Origin of the sequence: Paraburkholderia sp. J10-1, from assembly GCF_905220165.1 — a bacterium.
Classification (GTDB): Bacteria; Pseudomonadota; Gammaproteobacteria; order Burkholderiales; family Burkholderiaceae; genus Paraburkholderia.
This window is the reverse complement of the sequence record NZ_CAJMYW010000027.1, coordinates 1-22,191: the sequence shown is the minus strand read 5'-3', so window position 1 is coordinate 22,191 and position 22,191 is coordinate 1. Positions and strand designations below refer to the sequence as shown.

The 22,191-nt window shown below is 61.7% G+C and carries 20 protein-coding genes; 16 read left to right on the top strand and 4 right to left on the bottom strand.

Annotated features, from left to right (window positions below; genetic code table 11):
* Positions 1-336: 336 nt before the first annotated feature.
* The 15 genes from U5A65_RS37950 to U5A65_RS37880 all read left to right on the top strand — a co-directional run bounded on the left by U5A65_RS37950 (position 337) and on the right by U5A65_RS37880 (position 16,486).
* The gene (locus U5A65_RS37950) at positions 337-1,380 is read left to right on the top strand and encodes an NAD(P)-dependent alcohol dehydrogenase (protein ID WP_321916276.1); all 1,044 of its coding nucleotides are present in this window, start codon (positions 337-339) and stop codon (positions 1,378-1,380) included.
* 42 nt (positions 1,381-1,422) lie between these two features.
* The gene (locus U5A65_RS37945; protein ID WP_321949459.1) at positions 1,423-1,734 is read left to right on the top strand and encodes a hypothetical protein; all 312 of its coding nucleotides are present in this window, start codon (positions 1,423-1,425) and stop codon (positions 1,732-1,734) included.
* Positions 1,731-2,753, top strand: a complete 1,023-nt coding sequence (locus U5A65_RS37940; protein WP_321949431.1) for a GTP-binding protein — start codon at positions 1,731-1,733, stop codon at positions 2,751-2,753. The genes U5A65_RS37945 and U5A65_RS37940 overlap by 4 nt, the downstream gene beginning before the upstream one ends.
* Positions 2,750-3,844, top strand: coding sequence for a WD40 repeat domain-containing protein (locus tag U5A65_RS37935; RefSeq protein WP_321949430.1), 1,095 nt, complete (start codon positions 2,750-2,752; stop codon positions 3,842-3,844). Before U5A65_RS37940 ends, U5A65_RS37935 begins: the two co-directional genes overlap by 4 nt.
* A 41-nt stretch (positions 3,845-3,885) precedes the next feature.
* On the top strand, positions 3,886-4,089 hold the full coding sequence (locus U5A65_RS37930; RefSeq protein WP_321949429.1) for a hypothetical protein: 204 nt from the start codon (positions 3,886-3,888) through the stop codon (positions 4,087-4,089).
* Between the two features lie 451 nt (positions 4,090-4,540).
* The gene (locus U5A65_RS37925; protein WP_321939055.1) at positions 4,541-6,211 is read left to right on the top strand and encodes an aromatic/alkene/methane monooxygenase hydroxylase/oxygenase subunit alpha; all 1,671 of its coding nucleotides are present in this window, start codon (positions 4,541-4,543) and stop codon (positions 6,209-6,211) included.
* Between the two features lie 57 nt (positions 6,212-6,268).
* The gene (locus U5A65_RS37920; RefSeq protein ID WP_321949428.1) at positions 6,269-7,351 is read left to right on the top strand and encodes an NADH:ubiquinone reductase (Na(+)-transporting) subunit F; all 1,083 of its coding nucleotides are present in this window, start codon (positions 6,269-6,271) and stop codon (positions 7,349-7,351) included.
* 37 nt (positions 7,352-7,388) lie between these two features.
* A complete protein-coding gene (locus U5A65_RS37915) occupies positions 7,389-8,471 on the top strand; it encodes an aromatic/alkene monooxygenase hydroxylase subunit beta (RefSeq protein WP_321939052.1) in 1,083 nt (360 codons plus the stop codon).
* 44 nt (positions 8,472-8,515) lie between these two features.
* Entirely contained in the window at positions 8,516-8,869 is a 354-nt protein-coding gene (locus U5A65_RS37910; RefSeq protein WP_321916269.1) for an MmoB/DmpM family protein, read from the top strand.
* An 81-nt stretch (positions 8,870-8,950) separates the two neighbouring features.
* Positions 8,951-9,976 (top strand): amidohydrolase family protein, encoded by a 1,026-nt coding sequence (locus U5A65_RS37905; RefSeq protein WP_321939050.1) that lies wholly within the window; start codon positions 8,951-8,953, stop codon positions 9,974-9,976.
* Positions 9,973-10,857 (top strand): iron-sulfur cluster assembly protein, encoded by an 885-nt coding sequence (locus U5A65_RS37900; protein ID WP_321949427.1) that lies wholly within the window; start codon positions 9,973-9,975, stop codon positions 10,855-10,857. The genes U5A65_RS37905 and U5A65_RS37900 overlap by 4 nt, the downstream gene beginning before the upstream one ends.
* A gap of 42 nt (positions 10,858-10,899) precedes the next feature.
* Positions 10,900-12,537, top strand: a complete 1,638-nt coding sequence (locus U5A65_RS37895; protein ID WP_321949426.1) for a molecular chaperone GroEL — start codon at positions 10,900-10,902, stop codon at positions 12,535-12,537.
* A gap of 100 nt (positions 12,538-12,637) precedes the next feature.
* Positions 12,638-12,844 carry a hypothetical protein gene (locus U5A65_RS37890; RefSeq protein WP_321916265.1) on the top strand — a complete coding sequence of 69 codons (207 nt, stop codon included), beginning with the start codon at positions 12,638-12,640 and terminating at the stop codon, positions 12,842-12,844.
* Positions 12,845-12,907: 63 nt separating this feature from the next.
* On the top strand, positions 12,908-14,233 hold the full coding sequence (locus U5A65_RS37885; protein ID WP_415766351.1) for an Nramp family divalent metal transporter: 1,326 nt from the start codon (positions 12,908-12,910) through the stop codon (positions 14,231-14,233).
* 264 nt (positions 14,234-14,497) lie between these two features.
* Positions 14,498-16,486, top strand: coding sequence for a sigma-54-dependent Fis family transcriptional regulator (locus U5A65_RS37880; protein WP_321949457.1), 1,989 nt, complete (start codon positions 14,498-14,500; stop codon positions 16,484-16,486).
* 42 nt (positions 16,487-16,528) lie between these two features.
* Here the strand turns inward: U5A65_RS37880 and U5A65_RS37875 are convergent, their stop codons facing one another.
* The 4 genes from U5A65_RS37875 to U5A65_RS37860 all read right to left on the bottom strand — a co-directional run bounded on the left by U5A65_RS37875 (position 16,529) and on the right by U5A65_RS37860 (position 20,704).
* On the bottom strand, positions 16,529-17,041 hold the full coding sequence (locus U5A65_RS37875) for an OmpA family protein (protein ID WP_321939043.1): 513 nt from the start codon (positions 17,039-17,041) through the stop codon (positions 16,529-16,531).
* An 83-nt stretch (positions 17,042-17,124) separates the two neighbouring features.
* Positions 17,125-18,384 carry a diguanylate cyclase domain-containing protein gene (locus U5A65_RS37870; protein ID WP_321939041.1) on the bottom strand — a complete coding sequence of 420 codons (1,260 nt, stop codon included), beginning with the start codon at positions 18,382-18,384 and terminating at the stop codon, positions 17,125-17,127.
* Positions 18,381-19,067: a YfiR family protein gene (locus tag U5A65_RS37865; RefSeq protein WP_321939040.1), complete on the bottom strand. Its 687-nt coding sequence runs from the start codon at positions 19,065-19,067 to the stop codon at positions 18,381-18,383. The genes U5A65_RS37870 and U5A65_RS37865 overlap by 4 nt, the downstream gene beginning before the upstream one ends.
* A gap of 605 nt (positions 19,068-19,672) precedes the next feature.
* Entirely contained in the window at positions 19,673-20,704 is a 1,032-nt protein-coding gene (locus tag U5A65_RS37860) for an AraC family transcriptional regulator ligand-binding domain-containing protein (protein WP_321949424.1), read from the bottom strand.
* A gap of 207 nt (positions 20,705-20,911) precedes the next feature.
* Between U5A65_RS37860 and fabF the strand changes: the two genes are divergently transcribed.
* The gene (gene fabF, locus U5A65_RS37855; RefSeq protein ID WP_415766367.1) at positions 20,912-22,150 is read left to right on the top strand and encodes a beta-ketoacyl-ACP synthase II; all 1,239 of its coding nucleotides are present in this window, start codon (positions 20,912-20,914) and stop codon (positions 22,148-22,150) included.
* Positions 22,151-22,191 lie beyond the last annotated feature (41 nt).

Sequence of the window (22,191 nt, the reverse complement as noted above, 5' to 3'; positions counted from 1 at the left end):
CGGTGTCGGGACTTACCCTCGAATGCCACTGCGTTCGGCGTCGTCGTGCACGCACTTTCCGCTGGGCGCGTCTCATTTTCGGACACCCTGTCGATCCTCACGCTCGTTGAGCGTCCGATTTTGCGACAGTTGGTCGGCGGGTTCGCTGGGTGGTCCGCTGGTTCGCCGCTGCAGGTGACACATCTTCTCTAAGCCAGCGCATCGACTGCGGACGGCTTCGGTGCTTTCTATTTCTTTTGGCATGGACATTGCGTAACCGGCTCTCGACGTGCGCAACAACGCTAGCCCCGATGGCTCGTGCATTGTCCGGCCATTCTTGAACGGAGGAGACAAAAAGTGAAAGCTGCCGTGCTGCATCAGTACGATGAGTCGCTGACTCGCGAAGAATTCGTGCGCTACGAAGAGGTGGACGATCCCAAGATCGTGCGGCCCACCGATGTCGTCGTGAGGATTGGCGGTGCGGGTGTGTGCCGCACCGATCTGCACGTCGTGGAAGGCATCTGGCGCAGCAAGGTCGATGTGGCGCTGCCCTACATCATGGGTCATGAAAATGCCGGCTGGGTCGAAGAGGTGGGGCGCGGCGTGGAGAGTGTGAAGGTGGGCGATCCGGTCATCTGCCATCCGCTGGTGACGAGCGGACATTGTCTCGCTTGCCGGCGCGGTGACGATATGCACGCCACGGACAGCCGCTTTCCCGGTATCAACGCGAACGGTGGCTACGCGCAGTATCTGCTAACGGGCGAGCGCTCGCTGATCCAGTTGCCGAAATCGCTCGCACCGAAGGACGTTGCGCCTTATACGGACGCTGGCTTGACCGCATACCGCGCCGCAAAAAAAGCCTCGCGCCATTTGCTGCCTGGCCAGTTTGCCGTCGTGATCGGCGCCGGAGGCCTCGGGCATATTGGCATTCAGGTTTTAAAGGCACTCTGCGCGGCTGAAATCATCGTGGTCGATCGCTCCGATGTTGCGCTGCAGCTTGCGAAGGAGTGCGGCGCGCATCACACGGTCAAGGGCGGCGGAGAAGAAGTCGAACACGTCCTGGAACTTACCCGTGGCAATGGCGCGGAAGCCGTCATCGATTTTGTTGGCGAAGGAGACGCGATCGCCAAAGGTCTCGCCATGACGCGCAACGGCGGCTTCTATTACATCGTGGGTTATGGCGGAAAAATCGAATTACCGACCATCGACATGATCACCAGCGAGAAGACCATTGTCGGCAATCTGGTCGGCACGTATCCCGAACTCGTGGAACTGATGGCGCTCGCCGATCGTGGACTCGTCCACCTGTCCACACGGGAGTATCGCTTGAGCGAGGCGAACCAGGCGCTCAAGGATCTGCATCACGGGAAGGTCAAAGGGCGGGCGGTGTTGATTCCGTAACGGTTTCGACGGGACGACTTCAGCGTGGAGAATGCCGTGACCATGGAGCGCGACGCAGCCTCGCTTTTCGAGCGCATGCATTTGATCATTGCGCTAACCGAACTGAATTCCCGCCATTTGCGCGGGGAAAGCCGACGCGCGGGCGCAGAGATCGAACTGGCATGCGCACTCGCCTGCGAAGAGCGCGATGGCGCCTCACCGGAAAGAGCGGCGCATATCGAGCAATTGCGCGGGCGTTTTCGCGAGGCCGAAAGCGCGTTGCGGGCGATCGAATCCGAGCGGGATCGGCTTGAAAGCGAACTGGGTCGCCTCGACAGCCGAATGACGTCTGGCACACAAGGGGGCTGGCAATGAACCGCATTCCGGTTACCGTGCTCACCGGTTTTCTCGGCGCTGGCAAAACCACGTTGCTCAATCGCATTCTGCGCGAGCAGCACGGCCGGCGCTATGCCGTGATCGTCAACGAGTTCGGGGCCATCGGCATTGACGGGGCCCTCGTCGTCGGCGCAGAGGACGAGGTCATCGAATTGAATAATGGCTGCGTCTGCTGCAAGGTGCGCGGCGATCTGATTCGCGTGGTGTCGTCGCTGGTCAAGCGCAAGGATGGCTTCGACGGGATTCTGATCGAGACTTCCGGTTTGGCCGACCCCGCGCCGGTGGTGCAAACCTTCTTTATCGACGATGAGATCCGCCAGCGCACGAGGCTTGACAGCGTGATCTGCGTAGCCGACGGGGCGCATCTGGCCGCGCGCCTCGCGGACAGCCGTGAGGCTGCGGAGCAGCTCGCGCAGGCCGACATCGTGCTGGTCAACAAGATCGACCTTGTCGATGCGGCGGGTCTCGCTTCGGTGCGGGACGCCGTGCGGCGCATCAATCCGACTGCCGAATGGTTGACCAGTGTGCGCTGCGAAATCCCGCTTGCCGCGCTGCTCGATCGCGGCGCGTTCGATCTCAAGCGCCTGCAGCTTGTCGCGTCGCCGGGTGAAGGCAGCGACGCGCCGCGCGGCGAGCGGACGTATCGAGCGGTGCCGTTTCGCGCTGGCGCGACTGTCAAGCAAGGCCACCATAGCCACGGCATCGATAGCGTATCGCTGCGTGTCGAGCGGCCGCTCGAACGAACACGCTTTCTCTCCTGGCTGCAGCAACTGGTGACCGAGCAAGGCCAGGACCTGATGCGTGCAAAGGGTATTGTCGATCTCGCCGGATCGGAGCGCCGCTTTGTGTTTCAGGGCGTGCACATGACGATGGATACCGCCTTCGATCGACCGTGGCGAGACGGCGAGCCGCGCGATAGCCGCCTGGTATTTATCGGCCGCCATCTCGACCAGCGCGACTTGCGCGAAAGCATTCGATACTGCGAGATCGACGCATGAACGCGCCGCAATTTCTGATCGATCTGCTTGGGGCGCGCTGGCAAAGCGACGCGCCTGTCGTCGATGTCGTGTGGGACACGTCGGGGCAATGCGCTGGATTCGCGCTGGGCGACGGCACGCTTGCGCTCGCCACGGGTGGCTGGCCGGGCGGTCCTCGACTCAAGCCACGCGAGAGCGGCGGCGTCGAGTTCGTGCAGGCGCAAGCGCCGCCTGCGCCGCTCGCGCGCTTCAGCGTGCACGAGGGCACGTGCCTGGCGCTTGCCGCCGACCCCGGTGGGGGATTCCTCAGCGGTGGCGACGACGGACGCCTCGTCCATCTGCGGCTCGATGGCACGAGCGAACTCGTCGCGCATGAGGCCGGAGCATGGATCGACCGGGTGGCGGCGAGTCCGGTCGGTGGCCGAGCCTATGCCAGCGGCCGCAGGGTCCATTGGCTGGGACCGAAACCCGCGTGTCTGATGCTGCCGGGATCGGCGACCTTCATGGCGTTCGACCCAGCGGGTAAGCGTTTGGCCATTTCGCATCACGGCGGCGTCACGCTATGGGCGGCCGACACGCTGCGCGAGCGTCAGCTTGTGTGGCCGGGCTATCACCGCAACGTGGTGTGGAGTCCGGACGGCCGCTATCTCGTGACCGGCATGGAGGAAAACGCCTTGCACGGCTGGCGGCTGCCCGATGGCGCGGACATCGACATGGGCGGCTACCCCGGGCAGCCGCGTTCGTTGTCGTTTTCCGCTGATGGCCGCTTTCTCGCCACGAGCGGCGGCATGCGCGCGGTGTGCTGGCGGTTCGATCCGCCCAGAGCCAATGACGAGCCGCATGAATGCGGTATCGCGGGCAAGACGCCGGTCAGCATCGCAGCCTGCCATCCCGTTCATCCGCTCATAGCCGTCGCGTATCACAGCGGCGAGGTATTGCTGTGTCAGCCAGGCAGCAGCGACATCTTGCTCATCAAGGGTTCGGGCAACCGTGCCGTAAGCGCGATCGCCTGGGCGCCGGACGGTCGACGCCTCGCGCTGGGAACCGAGGCGGGCGAGCTGGCGCTGGTGTTTCTGCCGGAAGAATTGTTTCGCTTCGGACGGCGCAGGTAAGCCGGCAGTGCTCCCTCCCACATATTCAAAGAGAGACGACCATGAATACCGGACTCACTTCCAGGGAACAATACTTCGAGCGCCTGGGCGCGATGGCGGACGAGATGATCGAGGCGTACGGCAAGGATTTCGCACTAGGGGCGCTCATCCTCACGGCACGCTTTGTCGCTGAAGGAAAATCCCCCGGAAATAGCGGTCAAAGCGCGATTCTTGCCACTGAAAGCCAAGGTGACGTAGCCCGGTAGATGTGCCACGCACCGTACTTCGATATTCGTTTCATTCAATAAGGTATCCGAATTTACATTAAGAATCGATTCAACCGGACGTCCCAATATCGGACAGCATCGTGAACCGGCTTTGTCGCAGAACAAAACATGGCGCACTGCGAGATTTTATAGCAAGCGTCTGTGCCCATTACCAGGCTTGACCCGGAAGAAATAACGACGTCTGGCACGCTTATCGCTCTATAAGCACAGGTCAATCCGAAAGCGTTGACGTCAAGAAGCGCAAAACGAAAACAGCAGGAGACACGATCATGAAGTCAGGCCCAGCAGGCCTGCACTTCGATTTTTCTCCGACCTTTTCGCTTGCCAACGAGACGGCCCGCCCGCGTTGTTGACTCTGGTCGTGACGCTAGCCGGCTCTGCCCGAAGCGTCGCATTGCGGCAGTTATCGAAATGAAACCAGGAGAGCTCAATGTCTGATGGATTAACGCTCAACAAGATCACGTCCCAGCGCGGTATCAGCATTGGCGAAGCGGCGCGCCGCGTTGCCGATCTTGGCTGGACTCCGAGTTACGTCCAGGAAGCCATGACCTTCCCGACGGACTACAAGATCAGCAAGGCGCCACGCGACCCGATGAAACAGGTGCTGCGCTCTTATTTCCCGATGCAGGAGGAGAAGGATAACCGCGTGTACGGCGCACTCGACGCGGCATTGCGCGGCGACATGTTCCGCAACGTCGAGCCCCGCTGGGTGGAATGGATGAAGCTGTTCCTCGCGATCATTCCGTTCCCCGAAATCTCGGCTGCGCGTTCAATGGCGATGCTCGGCCGGCTCGCGCCCGGCGAAGATTTGCGCACCGGCTTTACGATGCAGATGGTCGACGAGTTCCGGCACTCCACGATCCAGATGAACCTGAAAAAGTGGTACATGGAAAACTACATCGATCCGGCCGGGTTCGATATTACGGAAGCCGCGTTTGGCAAGTGCTATGCCACCACGATCGGCCGCCAGTTCGCCGAGGGCTTCCTCACTGGCGACGCGGTGACGGCTGCCAACGTGTTCCTGCAGGTGGTGGCCGAAACGGCGTTCACGAATACGCTGTTTGTGGCGATGCCCTCGGAGGCTGCCCGCAACGGCGACTATGCATTGCCGACGGTATTCCTTTCCGTGCAGTCGGATGAAAGCCGCCATATCGGCAATGGCCACTCTCTGGTCATGTCGATCATCAACGATCCGGACAACCATCTCCTGCTCGAGCGCGATCTGCGCTACGCATTCTGGCAGAACCATGCGATCGTCGACGCCGCGATTGGCACCTTCATCGAATACGGCACCACGGACCGCGACAAGAACAAGGAATCGTACGCCGAGTTGTGGCACCGGTGGATCTACGAGGATTACTACCGGACCTACATGCTGCCGCTGGAAAAGTACGGCATCAAGATTCATCACGATGACGTCGCTGCTGCCTGGGATCGCATCGTCAAGCAGAACTATGTTCACAAGGTCGCGCAGTTCTTCTCAGTGGGCTGGCCGGTGAACTTCTGGCGCATCGAAGCACAGACCGAAAAAGACTTCGAATGGTTCGAGCACAAGTACCCCGGCTGGTACGCCGAATTTGGCGACTACTGGAAGTGGTATGCGAAGAAGAGCGTGCCGGGCGAAACCAACATGCTGTTCGATCAGGAAAACGGGTACGTCTATCCACACCGTTGCTGGAGTTGTCTCGTGCCTTGCCTGATTCGCGAAGACTTCGTGGTCGATGAAGTCGACGGCCAGCTGTACACCTATTGCTCGGAGCTGTGCCGCTGGACGCATAAGGTCGCGTTCGCCGACGAATACGAAGGCAGACCGACACCGGCAATGGGGCGCTTCAGCGGGCGCCGCCAATGGGAAGAGTGCTACCACGGTTGGGATCTCGCCGATTGCATCAAGGATCTGGGCTTCGTGCGCAGCGACGGCAAGACGCTCGTGCCGCAACCGCATCTGCGCTTCGACGACCGGCAAATGTGGACGCTCGACCATGTACGCGGCTACACGATCCAGAGCCCGCTTGTCCTGCTGCGGGGCATGACGCCGGAACAGCGCGAGAAACACATCGCCGAGTATCGCGCCGGCTTCAAGATCAATCCGGTGAGCTGACCAGGGCGTCCGGTCCGGCGGCGCGCAGTTTGCCGCCGGACGGATGAGGAGCACACGATGAGCGACACGCAAGAAACGAGGCGCGAGATGGCGGACCAGGGCGACGACAAGATATTCCATACCGTGTACTTCGAGCCAGTCGGCGTGCAGATGTCGGTGGCGGAAGGCGAAACAGTGCTAGACGCCGCGTTTCGCCAAGGCATCGCGGTGATGCATGGATGCAAGGAGGGGCAGTGCAGCAGCTGCAAGTCGCTGCTCATTGAAGGCGATGTCGAACTCAAGAAGTATTCGACCTTCGCGCTGCCCGACTACGAACGCGAATCCGGCCATATCCTGCTATGCCGCACGCTCGCCTATAGCGATCTGACCGTCGAACTGCTGAACTACGACGAAGACCTGATGCGCCGCTCGATCGCGGTCAGCGAATATGACGCGACGCTCACGAAGATCACGGCGCTCACGCACGACATCAGGCTGCTGGAGGTGAAGCTTTCGAGGCCTTTGCGCTTCTGGGCCGGGCAATACGTCGACCTGACGATTCCGGGCGCGGGCATCACGCGATCGTTTTCCATGGCCAATACGCCCGACGGTGAATCGACGCTGCAATTCATCATCAAGAAGTATCCCAACGGGGCGTTCTCGTCGCAACTGGATGGCGGGCTCAGTCCAGGGGACAGGCTGATTGCGAAGGGCCCGTACGGCACCTGCTTCCGGCGCGAGGATCAGCCTGGACCCATGGTGCTCGTCGGCGGAGGGTCAGGCATGTCGCCGCTGTGGTCGATCCTGAGCGATCACGTGCAAAGCGGTGAGGAGCGCCCCATCCGCTTTTTCTACGGTGCGCGCAGCCGGCGCGATCTGTTCTATCTCGACGAGTTCGCGGACCTGGAGCAGAGGCTGCCGGATTTCCGCTTTATTCCGGCGCTTTCGAACGCCGAACCGGATGACGGCTGGACGGGCGAGACCGGCTTTATCCACGAGGTGGTCGGGCGCACCCTGCGAGAGGAAGCGCTCGCGGGTGAGATCGACGCCTACGCGTGCGGCCCCACTCCCATGATCGAGGCGGTGATGCCGGTTCTTCAAATGGCCGGTGTCGCGCCCGAGCGGCTGTATTTCGACAAGTTTACGCAGGCGGTTCGCTGACAGGATGTCCATAACCGAAACGTGAAGGAGGACTAACATGAGTACGTTGGCAGAGCAGTCGCCGGTGAAATCGGGCGCGGCCGGCGCGGCCCAGTTTGCCGGCTGGGACAGCCGCAAGTACAACTACTTCGAGCCGAAGGGCCGCAAGGCCAGCCACTACGAAGACATGACCGTAGACGTGCAGCCCGATCCGCATCGCTATCTGCTGCAAGACTGGATTCTTTCATTCGCCGACGGCACGCCGACATATTCGCAAACGTGGACGGCTGCCAAAAGCTCGGACTGGCACAAGTTCCGCGCCGTCGACGAAGAGTGGGAGCGCACGCACTACCAGCGTCAGTCGACCATCGTCGGGATGATCAGCGGCGCGATTCAGAACGCGCGGCGCTCCGGGGCAGTCAAGCGCTTCGACAAAACGTGGATCAAGGTGCTGGAAGCGCATTTGGGCGCATACAAGCATGCCGAGTTCGGTTTGGGCACCTCCACGATGCATGCGCAGCGCTACGGCTACACGCAGATGATCAATAGCGCGATCCTGACCAATGCGTCGTACAAACTGCGCTTCGCTCAGGATTTGACACTCTACCTGGGTGAGATCGCGCTCGACCTGCCCAATCTCGACCTCGATGCGGGCAAGCAGCACTGGCTGAGCGATCCCATCTGGCAGGACACGCGTCGTGCGGTGGAAGCCATCGGCGGGGCCACCGACTTTCTCGAGAAGTACTTCGCCGTGAACGTTGTGTTCGAACCGCTCGTTGCAGACCTGTTTCGCAGCGGATTCATCATGCAGGTCGCAGCGGCGCAAAACGACTTTCTGACGCCGACCGTCGTGTCGGCTGCGGAAGGCGACTACGAGCGCAATCTGGCCAACGCGGTCGAACTGTTCCATATGCTCACGAACGACCCGCAGTACGGCGAAGCCAATCGCAAGCTGTTCGGCGCGTGGCTGGAGGAACACGGCGTGCTGGCTCTGGCCGCTGCGAAGCAGTTGCAGCCGATCTGGTCGATTCCGCACGTGAAAACGGCCCAGTTCAACGACTGTCTGAACAGCGCGATAGAACGGGCGGAGATGATCGCGAGAGAGATCGGCGTTCACTTTCCTTCGTCGATCCGCGCTTGAGCGCCGCTCGAACCATTCGAATCCACCGCGCAGAGGAGTACGCAATGTCAGTGCATACCGACAACATTTTCAAGTCGATGAAGGACGTCCGCTTCGAGCAGACCATCTCGCACCAATGCGGTGTGACGATGAACGATAGCGTCGAGGCGCGCGCGATCGCCGAACTGATGGCTGCGAAACCGGGCATCACGGTGACGTATCTGCCAGCGATGATTCGCATCGACGGCCAGGGCAAGATCGAGTTCAAGATGGGCGAAATCAGCGAAGCGCTAGGCCGCGAGATGACGCCGCATCTGTTCGAGATTTCCACCTCGACCCATTACGGGCGCATGGTGATGATCGACGACGAGACGGTCGTGCTGTTCGGCAATATGGACGATGCGATGGCTTACGAGTGAGCGAACACCCCCCGATCCAACCATACGGCCCGTTTCCCGCTATGGCGAAGGGCCGTTCGTACAACCAAGGAGACGAATGCCATGTATCGAACCACGGACGGTGAAGAAGTCTTCATCATCGACGGCCACGTTCATCTATGGGACGGCAGCAAGGCCAACGTCAAGAACGTGCACGGCCAGCAATTCATTGACTGCTTCTATGCGTATCACTCGAACCTGAGCCCCAAGGAGTATCTGTGGCCCAAGGAGAAGTTCGACAAATACGGCGAGGAGGCGATGGTCGACGACCTCTTCGTCACGGGTTACGACGACATGGCGATCTGTCAGCCAACGTATCTGACCGACTTCTACAAAAACGGCTTCAACACGACCGAGGCCAACTACGTCTTGAAGAAGAAGTATCCGCACCGTTTTATCGTCAACGGTGCGTTCGATCCACGCGATGGGGAAGCCGGCCTCGATCGACTCGAGGAGCTTGCGTCGCTCTACAAGATTCAGGGCGTCAAGCTTTACACGGCGGAATGGCGCGGCGACAGCAAAGGCTACAAGCTGTCGGACCCAGGTGTGCAACGCTATTTCGAACGCTGCGAGAAGTTGGGGATCAAGAACATCCACGTTCACAAGGGACCGACGATTCTGCCGCTGAATCGCGACGCGTTCGACGTGGCCGATGTCGACGATGCCGCGACCAGTTTTCAGAACCTGAATTTCATTGTCGAGCACTGTGGTTTGCCGCGACTCGACGACTTCTGCTGGATCGCGACCCAGGAGACGAACGTCTACGGCGGCCTCGCCGTGGTGCTGCCGTTCATTCATACGCGGCCGGAATACTTCGCGCATGTGATCTCGGAGCTGCTGTTCTGGATCGGCGAGGACAAGATTCTTTACGGCAGCGACTACGGCATCTGGTCGCCGAAATGGCTGATCGAAAAATTCATGGCCTTCGAATTGCCCGAGTCGGTCAGCAAGGAAACCGGTGTGCAGTTGTCATTGACGGCCAAGAAAAAGATCCTCGGGCTCAACGCGGCGCGCCTGTATGGCATCGATGTCGAGGCGCAAAAGGCCTTGCTGGAGGATGTCCGGCAACCGGCAGCGGCAGGCGCATGAGCACGCCGCTCGTTGTGCAAGCTTCGGCCGCAATCGGGGCGGAGGTCGCATCGGGCCGCGTCGCCGAGGTCTGGTCCCGGCTCGCGACGGTTGCTGACCCTGAACTCGACGAGTCGGTGACGGAGCTGGGGTTCGTCACCACGGTCGAGGTCGAGGGCGGCTGTGTGTCGATCGGTTTCCGCTTGCCGACCTACTGGTGCGCGGCGAATTTCGCCTACCTGATGGCCGACGACATGCGGCGGGCGATAGCGGGCTTGCCATGGGCGACGAACATCACTATTACGCTCGACGAGCATATGTACGCCGCCGAAATCAATCGAGGTGTAGCCGCCGGACGATCGTTCCAGCAGACCTTCGGCGGCGAGGCCAATGGCGAGGTGGAGGACGTACGGCGCATTTTTCTCGTCAAGGCTTTCCAGCGGCGGCAGGAGGCGCTTTTAAGCTGGCTGCTGGGGCAAGGCAACGAGCCCGCAAAGCTGGTGTGCCTGAGCATGGCGCAGTTGTCAGAGCTGGCAGGTGAGAGCACGGACGATGAGAAAACGTGGCGGCTCGTAGCGCGATACGTCGAGCGGCGATTCGTTGCAGGGCGTGGTGCCAATGCCGAAGCAGAGCAGGAAGAGGCGCTGGCATTCGTCGACGCGCAAGGTGAAGCGCTGGTTGCAGACGAGCTAGGCGCATACCTGCGAGCGTTGCGAAGGGTCGGCGTCAATGCCGAATTCAACGGCGCGCTTTGCCGCGGTCTGCTGGCTGCCCGCTACGGCGAGGGTTGCACATCCGCACCGGCAGTCGAGATCAAACCGGTGCACTTCGTGCGCACTCGCGATGCGAAGCCCGGCGGGTCGTTCGCGCCTGCACGAGAGGCGCCTCGCGCAGCAGAGTAAACAAGAGCAACCAGAACTAACCGGATCAGGAGGGACAGGATCATGCCGAATATCATGCTGCATGACGACGAAGCGCGCATGGCGCTAGGTCGGGGTATCGCGAAACTGGCCAAGGCAGTGCGAGGCACGCTGGGCCCGCGTGGAATGAACGCGATCATCGACCGGCCAATCGGCTCGCCGATCATCTCGCGCGACGGGGTGAGCATTGCCAGCGAGATCGAGCTCGAAGATCCATTCGAGAACATTGGCGCGCAAGTCGTGCGCGAAGTCTCCAGGCAGACCAACGAAGTCGCCGGTGACGGCACGACCACCGCGACTGTGCTCGCCGACGCACTGGTTCAGGAGGGCCTCGCGTGCCTCTCGCAGGGCGCCAACCCGGTCGAACTGGTGCAGGGGCTGGAACTGGCCGTCAAAGAGGCAATCGATTCGCTCAAGCGCTCGGCAACGCCCCTGCGCAGCAGCGACGAAGTGCGCGCCGTGGCTGTGGTGGCAGCCAACGACGAGTTTACCGGCAACCTTGTGGCGCAAGCACTGGAACGCGTGGGCGCCGACGGCATCGTCGATGTGGAATACGGCAATACCGTCGAAACCCGTCTCGAAGTGGTGGACGGGATGGCGTTCGATCGCGGCTACCTGTCTCATCACATGGTGACCGACATCGAAAGAATGCAGGTGGTGCTGGACAACCCGCTCATTCTGATGACCGATCAGCGGCTGCAGTCGCAGGAGGAAGTGGCCGCGCTGCAGGCCCTCGCGACGCAGAGCAAACGGCCGCTGCTGATCATCGCCGAAGAGGTGGCGCCAGCCTGCGTGATGACGCTGCTCGCATGGCGCGACAACGGCGGCATGCCCGTAGCGGCGATTCATCCACCGGAGTACGGACACTGGCGCAAGGCGATGCTCGAAGACATCGCCATCGTGACAGGCGGCAAGGTCGTTGCCCGCGACCTGGGCGGAAAGCTCGAAGCCACGCAATTGGGCGACCTGGGGAGCGCGCGCCAGGTACGCATCTCGTCGAACCAGACCATCATCACTGCAGGTGGCGGCGATCCCACGGCAGTAGCAGCGCGCCGGCAACAGGTGGCGCGCCAGTACGAGATGGCGCCGGAGAATGTCGAGCGCGACAAGTTTCAGGTGCGGCTCGCCAAGCTGTCGGGCGGCACCGCGCTGATTCTCGCGGGTGGCGCAACCCCGGTCGAACAGAAGCGCCGGCTGCATCTGATCGACGACGCGATTCACGCGGCGCGCGCGGCGATTGCCGAAGGTGTCGTGCCGGGTGGCGGCATGGCCTTGCTGCAGGTCTCGTCCGAACTGGAGGGTGTCATCGCGCGTAGCCATGGCAGCGTGCAGCAAGGTGCGCGGCTCTTGCAAAGCGCCTTGGCAAAGCCGCTCTTTCACATTGCCACGAATTGCGGCCTCGACGGCGCGGCGATCGTCAGCGCAGCGGTACGCGCAAAACCCGGAATGGGGCTCGACGCGCGTCGCGGCGCCTTCGTGAACCTCGCCGAAGCCGGCATCATCGATCCGGTCAAGGTCAGCTACAGTGCGGTGCGAAATGCGGCCTCGGTAGCAGGGCTGATTCTCACCACCCAGACGCTGATCGCCAAAAAGCCGGAGACGATCGATCCGACCGCCGGCCCCGCGTTGGGCGCAGGCGCCGAGCGGCTCGGCCGGGCATAGAAGACAAGACTGGCGTAGCCGGCTTTCCGTATCCGGAGGCCGGTCTGGCATGGCCGCGGCCCGCGCAGACCGGGCAGGCGCCGCCGTGGGGAGACGAACAATGGCGAGAGATACCAGCCGTCACTTCGGTGCGACTGCGACGACGGTCCGGCATGTTGGCGCGATGCCCACGATGCGCGTGCTCAAGGTCACGCTGGGTTGGAGCATCACGCTGTGTGGGCTTTCGGTTTTGCTATGCGATGTGAGCGCAACGACCGCTGCGTTGATGCACGGCGTTGCCAGTGCGATCCTCAAAGCCATAGCGTGATCGCCATACCTGCCTGCCCGGGAGGGCGCTCCTGCGAATCGCGGGAACAACGGGAGCGCACGCATGGATGATCGCGTTCGACCAGAGAGCCTGGCGACGTCGGGGGCAAGTACTGCCCGCACGATGCTTGCTGCGCGAGCGGTGCTGGAAGGGCGCCGTCGTGGCGCCTTGAAGCTGCTGCCGTTTGCCGGTCCGGCCGTTGTCGTTTCCGTGGCCTACATGGACCCCGGCAACTTCGCGACGAATATTCAGGCGGGCGCCCGATACGGCTACACGTTGCTGTGGGTGGTGGTGCTGGCGAACCTCGTGGCCATGTTGTTTCAGGCGATGTCGGCGAAACTTGGCATTGTCACGGGTAAAAACCTCGCGCAATTGTGTCGGGAACGGTTCCCTAAACCGGTTGTGCTGTTGATGTGGGGGGCGAGCGAGATCGCAGCCATGGCCACCGATCTGGCCGAATTTCTCGGCGGCGCGATCGGGCTCGCATTGCTGTTTCATCTGCCGTTGCTCGTGGGAATGGCGATTACGGCGTTGGTGACGTACGGACTCCTGTTGTTCGAAAGCGCCGGGTTTCGGCCCCTTGAACTCGCTATCGGCGCACTGGTGGGCGTCATTGGCCTCTCGTATCTCGCCGAGTTGTTCATCGCGCCGGTGGTCTGGCCGAGCGTTCTGTTCCATGCGTTTTCGCCGAGCCTGCCGGACAGGGATGCGTTGACGATCTCGGTCGGTATCGTCGGTGCAACGGTCATGCCGCATACGTTGTTCCTGCATTCGGCCCTGACTCAGAATCGCGTGGTCGCGCGCAGCGGAAAGGAGCGTAAGCAACTATTGAAGTTTTCGAACCTCGAAGTGATGGTCGCGCTGAGCATTGCCGGCGTCATCAATATGGCAATGGTGATCATGGCTGCGAGTGCGTTTCATCATGGCCATGCCGAGGTCGCTGAAATCCAGGACGCGTACCGCACGCTTGCGCCGCTGCTCGGCGCAGGCGCGGCGAGCATCTTTCTGATATCGCTGATTGCTTCGGGCGTATCCAGTTCGGTGGTGGGCACCATGGCGGGCCAGATGATCATGCAGGGGTTTGTCGGTTTCAGATTTCCGCTGTGGTTGCGCAGAGCCGTCACAATGGTGCCCGCGTTCGCCGTGGTGGCGCTCGGTGTCGACGCAACCCGTGCACTTATCTTGAGTCAGGTGGTTTTGAGTCTCGCGCTGCCGCTGCCGATGGCGGCCTTGCTGTGGTTTACGCGTTGCGATGCAGTGATGGGCGACTACGCAAATCGCACTGTTACGACGGTCATCGCCACCTTGGCCGCGCTGGTGGTTTTATCGTTCAACCTCGTGCTGGTGCTGCAAACATGTGGCGTTGGCATTCCCGGTTGGGGGAGCTGACAAACGCGTGACAAAGAGATTAACGAAAGCGCCAGGCAAGGCGGGGTACGCGGTTTGCTGACCGTGTTTCCCCCAAAAGACTTGCTGAGAATTCAGGCATATACTGCGAGCGCGTTCGCTGCTGGGTTTGAAAAATAGAAGTCGGCAAGATTCGTCCAGCCACAATATTCTAGCTAGTCATGACGAAGCCGGCCGCAGGGCCCGGCTCCGCGTTGACCCATCGCCCAGGAGGACGTTGTGGCGAGGAGACATCAGCTTGGCAGCATGTCGGATCCTGGTCATCAGGCTGCGATGCGTGGCATCGTGGCCAACGCGCAGCGCGCTAACCTCCGTCACTCCGATCGGGGCACGATGCTCGCCTGGGAGCGCTTTCTGGCGGGCGAATCCTCGACTTCCGCTCCCCCGGCGCTCATCGACTCATGGCAACGCAGCTTGCGCTCAGGCGTGAGTCCGACTGCGGTTTCAGCGCCTATCGCGGTACATGGCGACGAAGTCGCGGCGCTGCTCTGGCGCCATCGCGATCTGCTGGCCGCGGCTGATCGCCTGTTCACTGTCACAGCCGACCTGTTCGCAGATTCACATTCAATCTTGCTGCTCACGAATCAGGACGGCGTCATCCTGAAAGCAGCCGGCGATTTGCGCACGCAGGCGGCCGGCGAAAAAATCCATTTGACGATTGGCGGCGACTGGTGCGAGGGCAGTGCGGGCACCAATGGTATCGGCACCGCGCTGGCTACGCGCGAGCCGACCTATATTCATGCGTCGGAGCACTTCTGCGAAGGCATCAAGGCATGGAGTTGCGCGGCCGCGCCAATTTGCGAGCCGGGCACGGGCGCAGTGATCGGCGTACTCGATATTTCCGGGCCGCCTTCCACTTATCAGATCAACAATCTTACGTTGGCGGTGACCGCCGCGCGTCAAATCGAAATGGTGCTCGCCGAGCAGGCCGCTCGCGAACATATGCGTTTGCTGGCGTTTTGCCTGCAGCGGGTGTCGTCGTCGGATGCGACCGGGATGGTCGCGATCGATCGCAGTGGCCGGCTCGTGCATACCACTGGCAGAGTCACGTTGCCGGTCGGTATTGGCGAGCGTTTTCCTGGCATGAGCGAGACCTCTGCCGTTGAAGACTGGGCGCAGCATTTGCCCGCTGGCTTGAGCGCCGAATGGTTCAACCCTGTCGTCGTCGACGGCAGCCCGATTGGGGCGATGCTGGTCGTGCCGGCCAGGACGCGGCCTGTGAGTGTGCGACTCGGCGGTCGCGGCGAAGCTGATCCACAGCGCAACGGCTTCGCGCAAATCCAGGGGCAAAGTTCCGCGATGCAGGCTGCCGTCAATCGCGGGCGTCAGCTTGCCAGCAGGCGTGTTCCGGTGCTCATCGAGGGTGAAACGGGCGTTGGCAAAGAGTTGTTCGCGCGCGCGATTCATGGTGAAGAGGGCGGCACCGGCCCGTTTGTCGCGTATAACTGCGGTGCGGCATCGAAGGAACTGATTGCCAGCGAACTGTTTGGTCACGTGCGTGGCGCTTTTACCGGCGCGACAACGGAAGGGCGGCCCGGCCGTTTCGAACTGGCTCACGGCGGGACGCTTTGTCTCGACGAGATCGGTGAAATGCCGCTCGAACTTCAACCCGTTCTGTTGCGCGTACTGGAAGAGGGCGTCATTTACCGCCTGGGCGATACGCAACCGCGCCGCGTGGATGTGCGCTTGCTGGCAATGACCAATCGCAATCTGCGCGAAGAGGTCGAGTCCGGTCGCTTTCGCCGCGATCTGTATTACCGGATCAGTGTTACGCGCCTACGTATTCCGCCGCTACGCGAACGGGACATCGATATCGATCTGCTAGTCGAGCACTTTAACCGCAAGCTTGCCTTGCGCCATGGTGTCCCCGAACGACAACTCGGCACGGAGGTGATGGCCGTGCTGCGTGCCTACTCGTGGCCCGGCAATGTGAGGGAAATGCGCAACGTAATCGAGAATATGCTGTTGACGTCCAGCGAACCTGCCGTTTCACTCGACGATTTGCCTGTCGAATTGCTTGACGAAATCTCGATGTCCGGCGCCATCCCCTCGCTGCGTGACGAGGCGGCAAGTCTCGAGGCAACCGAGCGTTTGGCCATTGCACGCGCGGTGCACAATACACACGGTAACCTCGCGCAAGCCGCACGCGCGCTCGGTGTCTCGCGAAGCACACTTTATCGAAAGATCGAGCTTTATCAACTGGAAGGCATCGTGAAACCGGCAGCCAGGGAATGAGGTCTGCGTGAACTGGAGCAATCGGTTATTTTCCATAGACTCTCAGCGTGGCGAGACGACAATCGCGACCCGGCGGTTTTGAGCCCGGCCGGCTTCCGTGCGGTTATCCGCCACCGGATCACGCTTACCTTTCCCGATGATCTCGACATCCCCGGCAGGCAGGCCGGTGTCGATCAGTTCGAGCGCCACGACCTCCGCACGGCGTCTGGACAACTCGAAGTTATAGGCATTCGCGCCTTCTGCGTCGCTGTAGCCATAGACTCGCACGCTGGTCAGCCCCGCCGACATAAGCGTATGGCCGATGTGCTCGACAATCCTGCGGCTGTCGGGCTTGAGGTTATAGCGGTCGAAGTCGAACAGAATGGGTCCGGTCGAGCCGAACTCGAAACCCTGCTCGGTCTCCTCGAAGCCCGCCGACGTGAGTGCCTGAACTTGCGTCTGCGTCAGACCACGGTAAAGCGGCGGCGTCTTGCAGGCCCCAAGCAGCATACACAGGAGCAGTGCGCTCCCGATGCCCATCCGCCAGCTACCTGCAGGAGACGAGTGTTTTTTCATCGCATTCCCCTCGAACGCGCCGGCGTTGCGCGCACGGTTGCAAATTCTTGCGACAGATCCGGCTGGTGGACCATGCCATAACGTCAAGCCTGTCCTGCGACACCTTCAGCAAACTGCCACGAGCCCGGCCGCGCTCGCTTGGCCCGGTACATCGCCGCATCTGCGGCCCGCAGCAAGCCGTTCGCGTCACACGCGTGATCGGGATACAGCGCAATCCCGACGCTCATCATGGTGGCCACCGTACGGCCATCGGGCAGGGTGATCGACGGTGTCATGCTCGACAGTATGTCCTCGGCGATACGGGTGGCGCTGGCCAGTTCGCGCATCGGCGCCAGCATCACGGCGAATTCGTCGCCGCCGAGGCGTGCCACCAGATCGACCTCGCGCAACTGCGTACGCAACCGCGCCGCGATACCGATCAGCACCGCATCGCCGGCTTCATGGCCGAGGCCGTCGTTGATCTCCTTGAAGCGGTCGCAGTCGAGATAGAGGACGGCGACGCGCTGCCTTGTCACCATGGCCTCGTCGAGCGCACGCATGAGGCGAGCCTCGAATTGCCAACGATTGGGCAGGCCGGTGAGCGCGTCGTGGGTCGCCTTGTGTTCGAGCGACGCGTTTTCGTGGCGCAGGGTGTTTTGCCAGTCTTCGAATTCGTCGAGCAAGGCGTTGAAGTCGTTGCCGAGCTCGTTAAGTTCAGCGATTGCCGCGGGCTCGACCCGCTGCTCGAACGCACGCTCGCGCCGCACTGCGTGGGCAACGCCTGCCAGCGCGTGCAGCGGAGCGACGATGCTGCGCAGCACGCGCTTCGAGCTGACATAAGCGCCAAGCACGCTAACGGCGAGGCACGCGAGGATGCCACCGACGCCGCCGAGCAGAAAACCGAAGAACTGGTGCCCCTGGCCACGCACTTCGACGTAACCGACGACGACGCCGTCGTGGACCACCGGCACGGTGACGGGGCCAGGCAGCGCAATGTCGGCGACCGACCGCTCGAGCCTGGCGATCGCATTGGCGGCTGGCGACTGCCATGCCGCGAAGGGTCGACCCGCGCTGTCCGAGACGACGATCTCGGCCACGTCCTCTTCCTTGGCGATCAGCACGATCGCCTGGGTCGCCGCAATGCGGTCGCCGAATACCAACGCCGCCTCGACCGTATAGGCGAGCGAGCGGGCCAGCAGGTTCAGGTTGTTGCCGGCATAGGCACGCAATGCGATCACGGCGACCATGATCAACGACACTGCGGCCATCGTGACGGCAACGAACGCCAGACGCAGATGCGCGCGGCGCAATACGCTTTGCAGCGTCGGGCGCGCAGGGAAAGCGGGGGGCGTGGGCCGTCTCATGGCGTCACCGGCCGCCGCGCGAGATTGAGGACATTGGGCTGGACGCGTACGCCGCTGCGCGCTACGGCATCGAGATTGATGTCGAACGTAACGCGCTCGCCATCGACATTCAGGCAGAACATGCTGCCCGCGGTGCAGGTCGGATCGTGTTCCGCAATCGTCAGGACCGGGCGGCCAGCCACGGTGGCGCTGACCCGCTGTCTCTCGGCACCGTTCAGGTCGCCGAGATAGACGACTTCACAGGCTGCGCCAAGGGCGGAATCATCAAAGGGGAAATGCTGCACCTCGAGCGGCGTCGAGCCGGCCTGCAGCGTGTCGACCAGGCCTTGTGCGTAGTCGGGCCGGCCCGTCACGCACAGGTGCAGGTGGCCAGGCGGCGTCGGCCAGTGCGTAAAGCTGATGATTCCGAGCACGACCTGGCGCACGGCGGCGTCTCGTGGCGAAACGGTGGGGCCGGTGCGGCTCGCGGTGGTGACGGTGCCCGCCGTGTGGGCCGAATCGACTGTATTGTCGGGTGTGTCGGCGAGCGCGCCCGGTGCCGCGCCCAGCGCGCATGCCGCTGCGAGCAAGGCGTGGCGAAGCCGGGCCGACCAGCCAGGCAGGCCAAACGTCGCCAGCGCCGCGCTCCTTGGCCTCATTGCAGCCGCACGACCGGCGACCGCGGCGGGCACGCTCGCATGCATGATGAAAACACCTGTTGGCGTTGATCCAGGCGCTGCCCTGGCTCCCGCCATTCGCGGGCGTGCACAAGGTGATGCGCGCAGAAGTTCATCTTAAGCGCAAAGTCGCACGATCAACCAGTCGAACACCCGCTTTCGCTGCGGCCATCGACGTTTGCCGCTTTGCAGCGAATTGATCTGTAGATTGGAGGGTCAAAACCGTCGGCACCCAACTGAGGTGAGATTATTCAGGATGTCGAAAGAGAAGCTCTCGAACGTCGGCGGCACCCGCTCCAGCCAACCGTCCAGGCATGATCAATGCAGGCACGCCATGCTGCGCATTTCTGGTCGATCTCCATCAAGTGATGGAGGCGAGCGGGTGCGCGCGAATTTAGAGTGGGAGGAGTGGTCAGGAAATGTCGCCGCACTTCCGACTACCTCGGCCCGAGGGCAGCCGCGCGCTAACGCGAGCGAGCGGCGCCAAAACAAGCCTGATCTTCGATTGAGGCCGGTGTTCTTTGGCGGGTCACAAGCGGTTTCGTCTGACCTGGTCAGGCGATGAGTCCCACGCCGCCCCCGCCTGGGACGGCGTGGCGTGCAGTGCTGTTCTGTGCGTGTGGACCGCCACGTCATTCACCCTGCCGGGTGCCTTTGCGATAGTCAGTAGGACTACTGCCGGTCCAGTGTTTAAATGCGCGGCAAAAAACGGTGGCGTCGGAAAAGCCGAGATCAAATGCGAGCGCGGCCACGCTCGTGTTCGAGTTTGTCAGCCGATGGACTGCGATATCCCGTCGTAGTCCGTCTTTCACCAGCTGGAAATGCGTTCCTTCCTCTGCGTATCTGCGGTTGAGCGTGCGTACAGACGTGTGCAGCGCCTGTGCAAGATCCTGTATCGTCACCGGCTGCGCAATATTCTGTTCAAGATACTCGCGCGTCTTAGCCACAATGGATCCGTAGTGAAGTGCGGTGAATGTCCAGTCACCGGGAGCACGCTTCAGGAATTCCCATAGCTCGTGTTTCTCGCGTTTGAACGGCTCCGCACAATCCTGGTACAAGAAATAAATGCTCGTCGCCTCTGAATCAAAGTGCGCTGGACCTGGGAACAAGAATGCGTAGTCCTCTACATGCCTCGGCTTGGCGAAACTGAACTCGACTCGATGGAGGTTGATCTCCCTGCCAAGCAGCCATGATGCGATGCCGTGAACGAGCTTCATCATCAACTCATGCCCAAGTGGCGTGACCTGTGTGCCAGACGTTCGCTCCGCCAGAGCCAGTCGCACCAGATCCTTCTTCGTTGATATCTGCAACCGGTAGTCATCCAGCAACAAATTCCAGAAGCGGACAAAACGATTGAACGCCACCAGCACGGTAGGCGCGTCCAGCAAGCTGAGCATCAGGTACTTCAACGTGCCACCCCGGATCGGCCTGGACCATAGTCCCAGCATCTCGTCATCGAGCGTCGCCGCGACTGTCCTGTACAACGCGACGTATTGCTGACGTGTCATTCGAGCGTCAGGCTGATTGAGAAGGGACAGGGGGATGGCGGCGCTGGCGAGTGCTTGTGCTGCTACGCCTTCTCCGTGACGGGCACGAATGACGCGCAGCATCCCGTGCAAGAAGTGGGCGGAAAGCGTGAGAGGGCTTTGCGAGGACAATTTCATGGTTCGTCCATTATGGCGCATTTTGCACATTGATTGGCGCGATGCGCCAGTTCTCTGCTAGCCCTGCGCCTATACTGATCGGGAAATTCTGCTACGCCTGAAGTTTGCGATAGCGGTCAGATGGCGCGTTGCGCCAATTTCTGGCGCGTTTCTTCGTCGGTCAAAAGGGAGCATGGTTTGAGCACAAGACGGATCGTTGTGACTGGCATGGGTATGGTGTCGCCATTGGGATGTGGCGTCGAATCCGTATGGAACCGCCTCTTGAAGGGGCATTCAGGCCTGGCCGGTTTGCCTGGCGACGTCACCGAAGGGATTGCATCGAAGGTCGGTGGCGTCGTGCCTGTGTTGACATCAGACTGCCCATGGGGATTCGATCCCGCTCTCGCGGTGGAACCCAAGGACCAGAAGAAGATGGACCGCTTCAGCCTCTTTGCGTTGACCGCGGCGCAAGAGGCTTTGAATCAATCGGGGTGGCAACCTGCAACAGAAAGCGCCCGCCAAAGGACAGCAACAATCGTGGCATCCGGCGTAGGTGGGTTCGGTGCGATTGTGGAGGCCGTCCGGACTACTGACGAACGGGGTCCAAGGCGACTTTCTCCTTTCACCGTTCCGAGTTTCCTGGCCAACATGGCGGCGGGCCATATATCTATTCGCCACGGATTTCGTGGCCCCCTGGGCGCACCGGTCACTGCCTGTGCTGCCAGCGCACAGGCCATTGGCGACGCAGCGCGCCTGATTCGCGCTGGCGAAGCCGATATTGCCGTGTGTGGCGGAGCCGAGGCCTGTATCGATCGCGTCAGCCTGGGGGCATTCGCCGCGGCAAGAACCATGTCCACAGGTTTTAATGATCAACCCGCTCAGGCGTCCCGCCCGTTCGATGCTGGGCGAGACGGCTTTGTCATGGGAGAGGGCGCCGGCATGCTCGTCATAGAAGACCTGGAGCATGCATTGCAGCGGGGCGCCACTCCGCTTGCGGAAGTGATGGGGTATGGCACGAGCGCCGACGCACACCATATGACGTCTCCGCCCGAGGACGGCGCCGGCGGACGTCGGGCGATGGAGCTGGCAATCCAGCAGGCGAACCTTGAACCCAGGCTGATCGGGCATTTGAACGCCCATGCGACGTCCACGCCCGTAGGCGACATCAGTGAGTTGGCGGCCATTAAGGCGATATTTGGAACAGGTCGAGGTCCCGCCGTATCAGCCACCAAATCTTCGACAGGACATTTGCTTGGGGCCGCTGGCGGCGTGGAAGCCATTTTCACGGTGCTCGCGCTGCGAGACCAGCTTGCGCCGCCTACGCTCAACTTGACGCAGCCTGATTCGGCAACGGACGGCATCGACATTGTCGGCGGATCGGCCCGCAGAATATCGACGGAATATGCGATCTCCAATGGATTTGGTTTCGGGGGCGTCAACGCGAGCCTGGTATTCCGTCGGCTTTAATTCCCGCTGCGAGCGCATCGGGCGACCCGCGGATCTACATC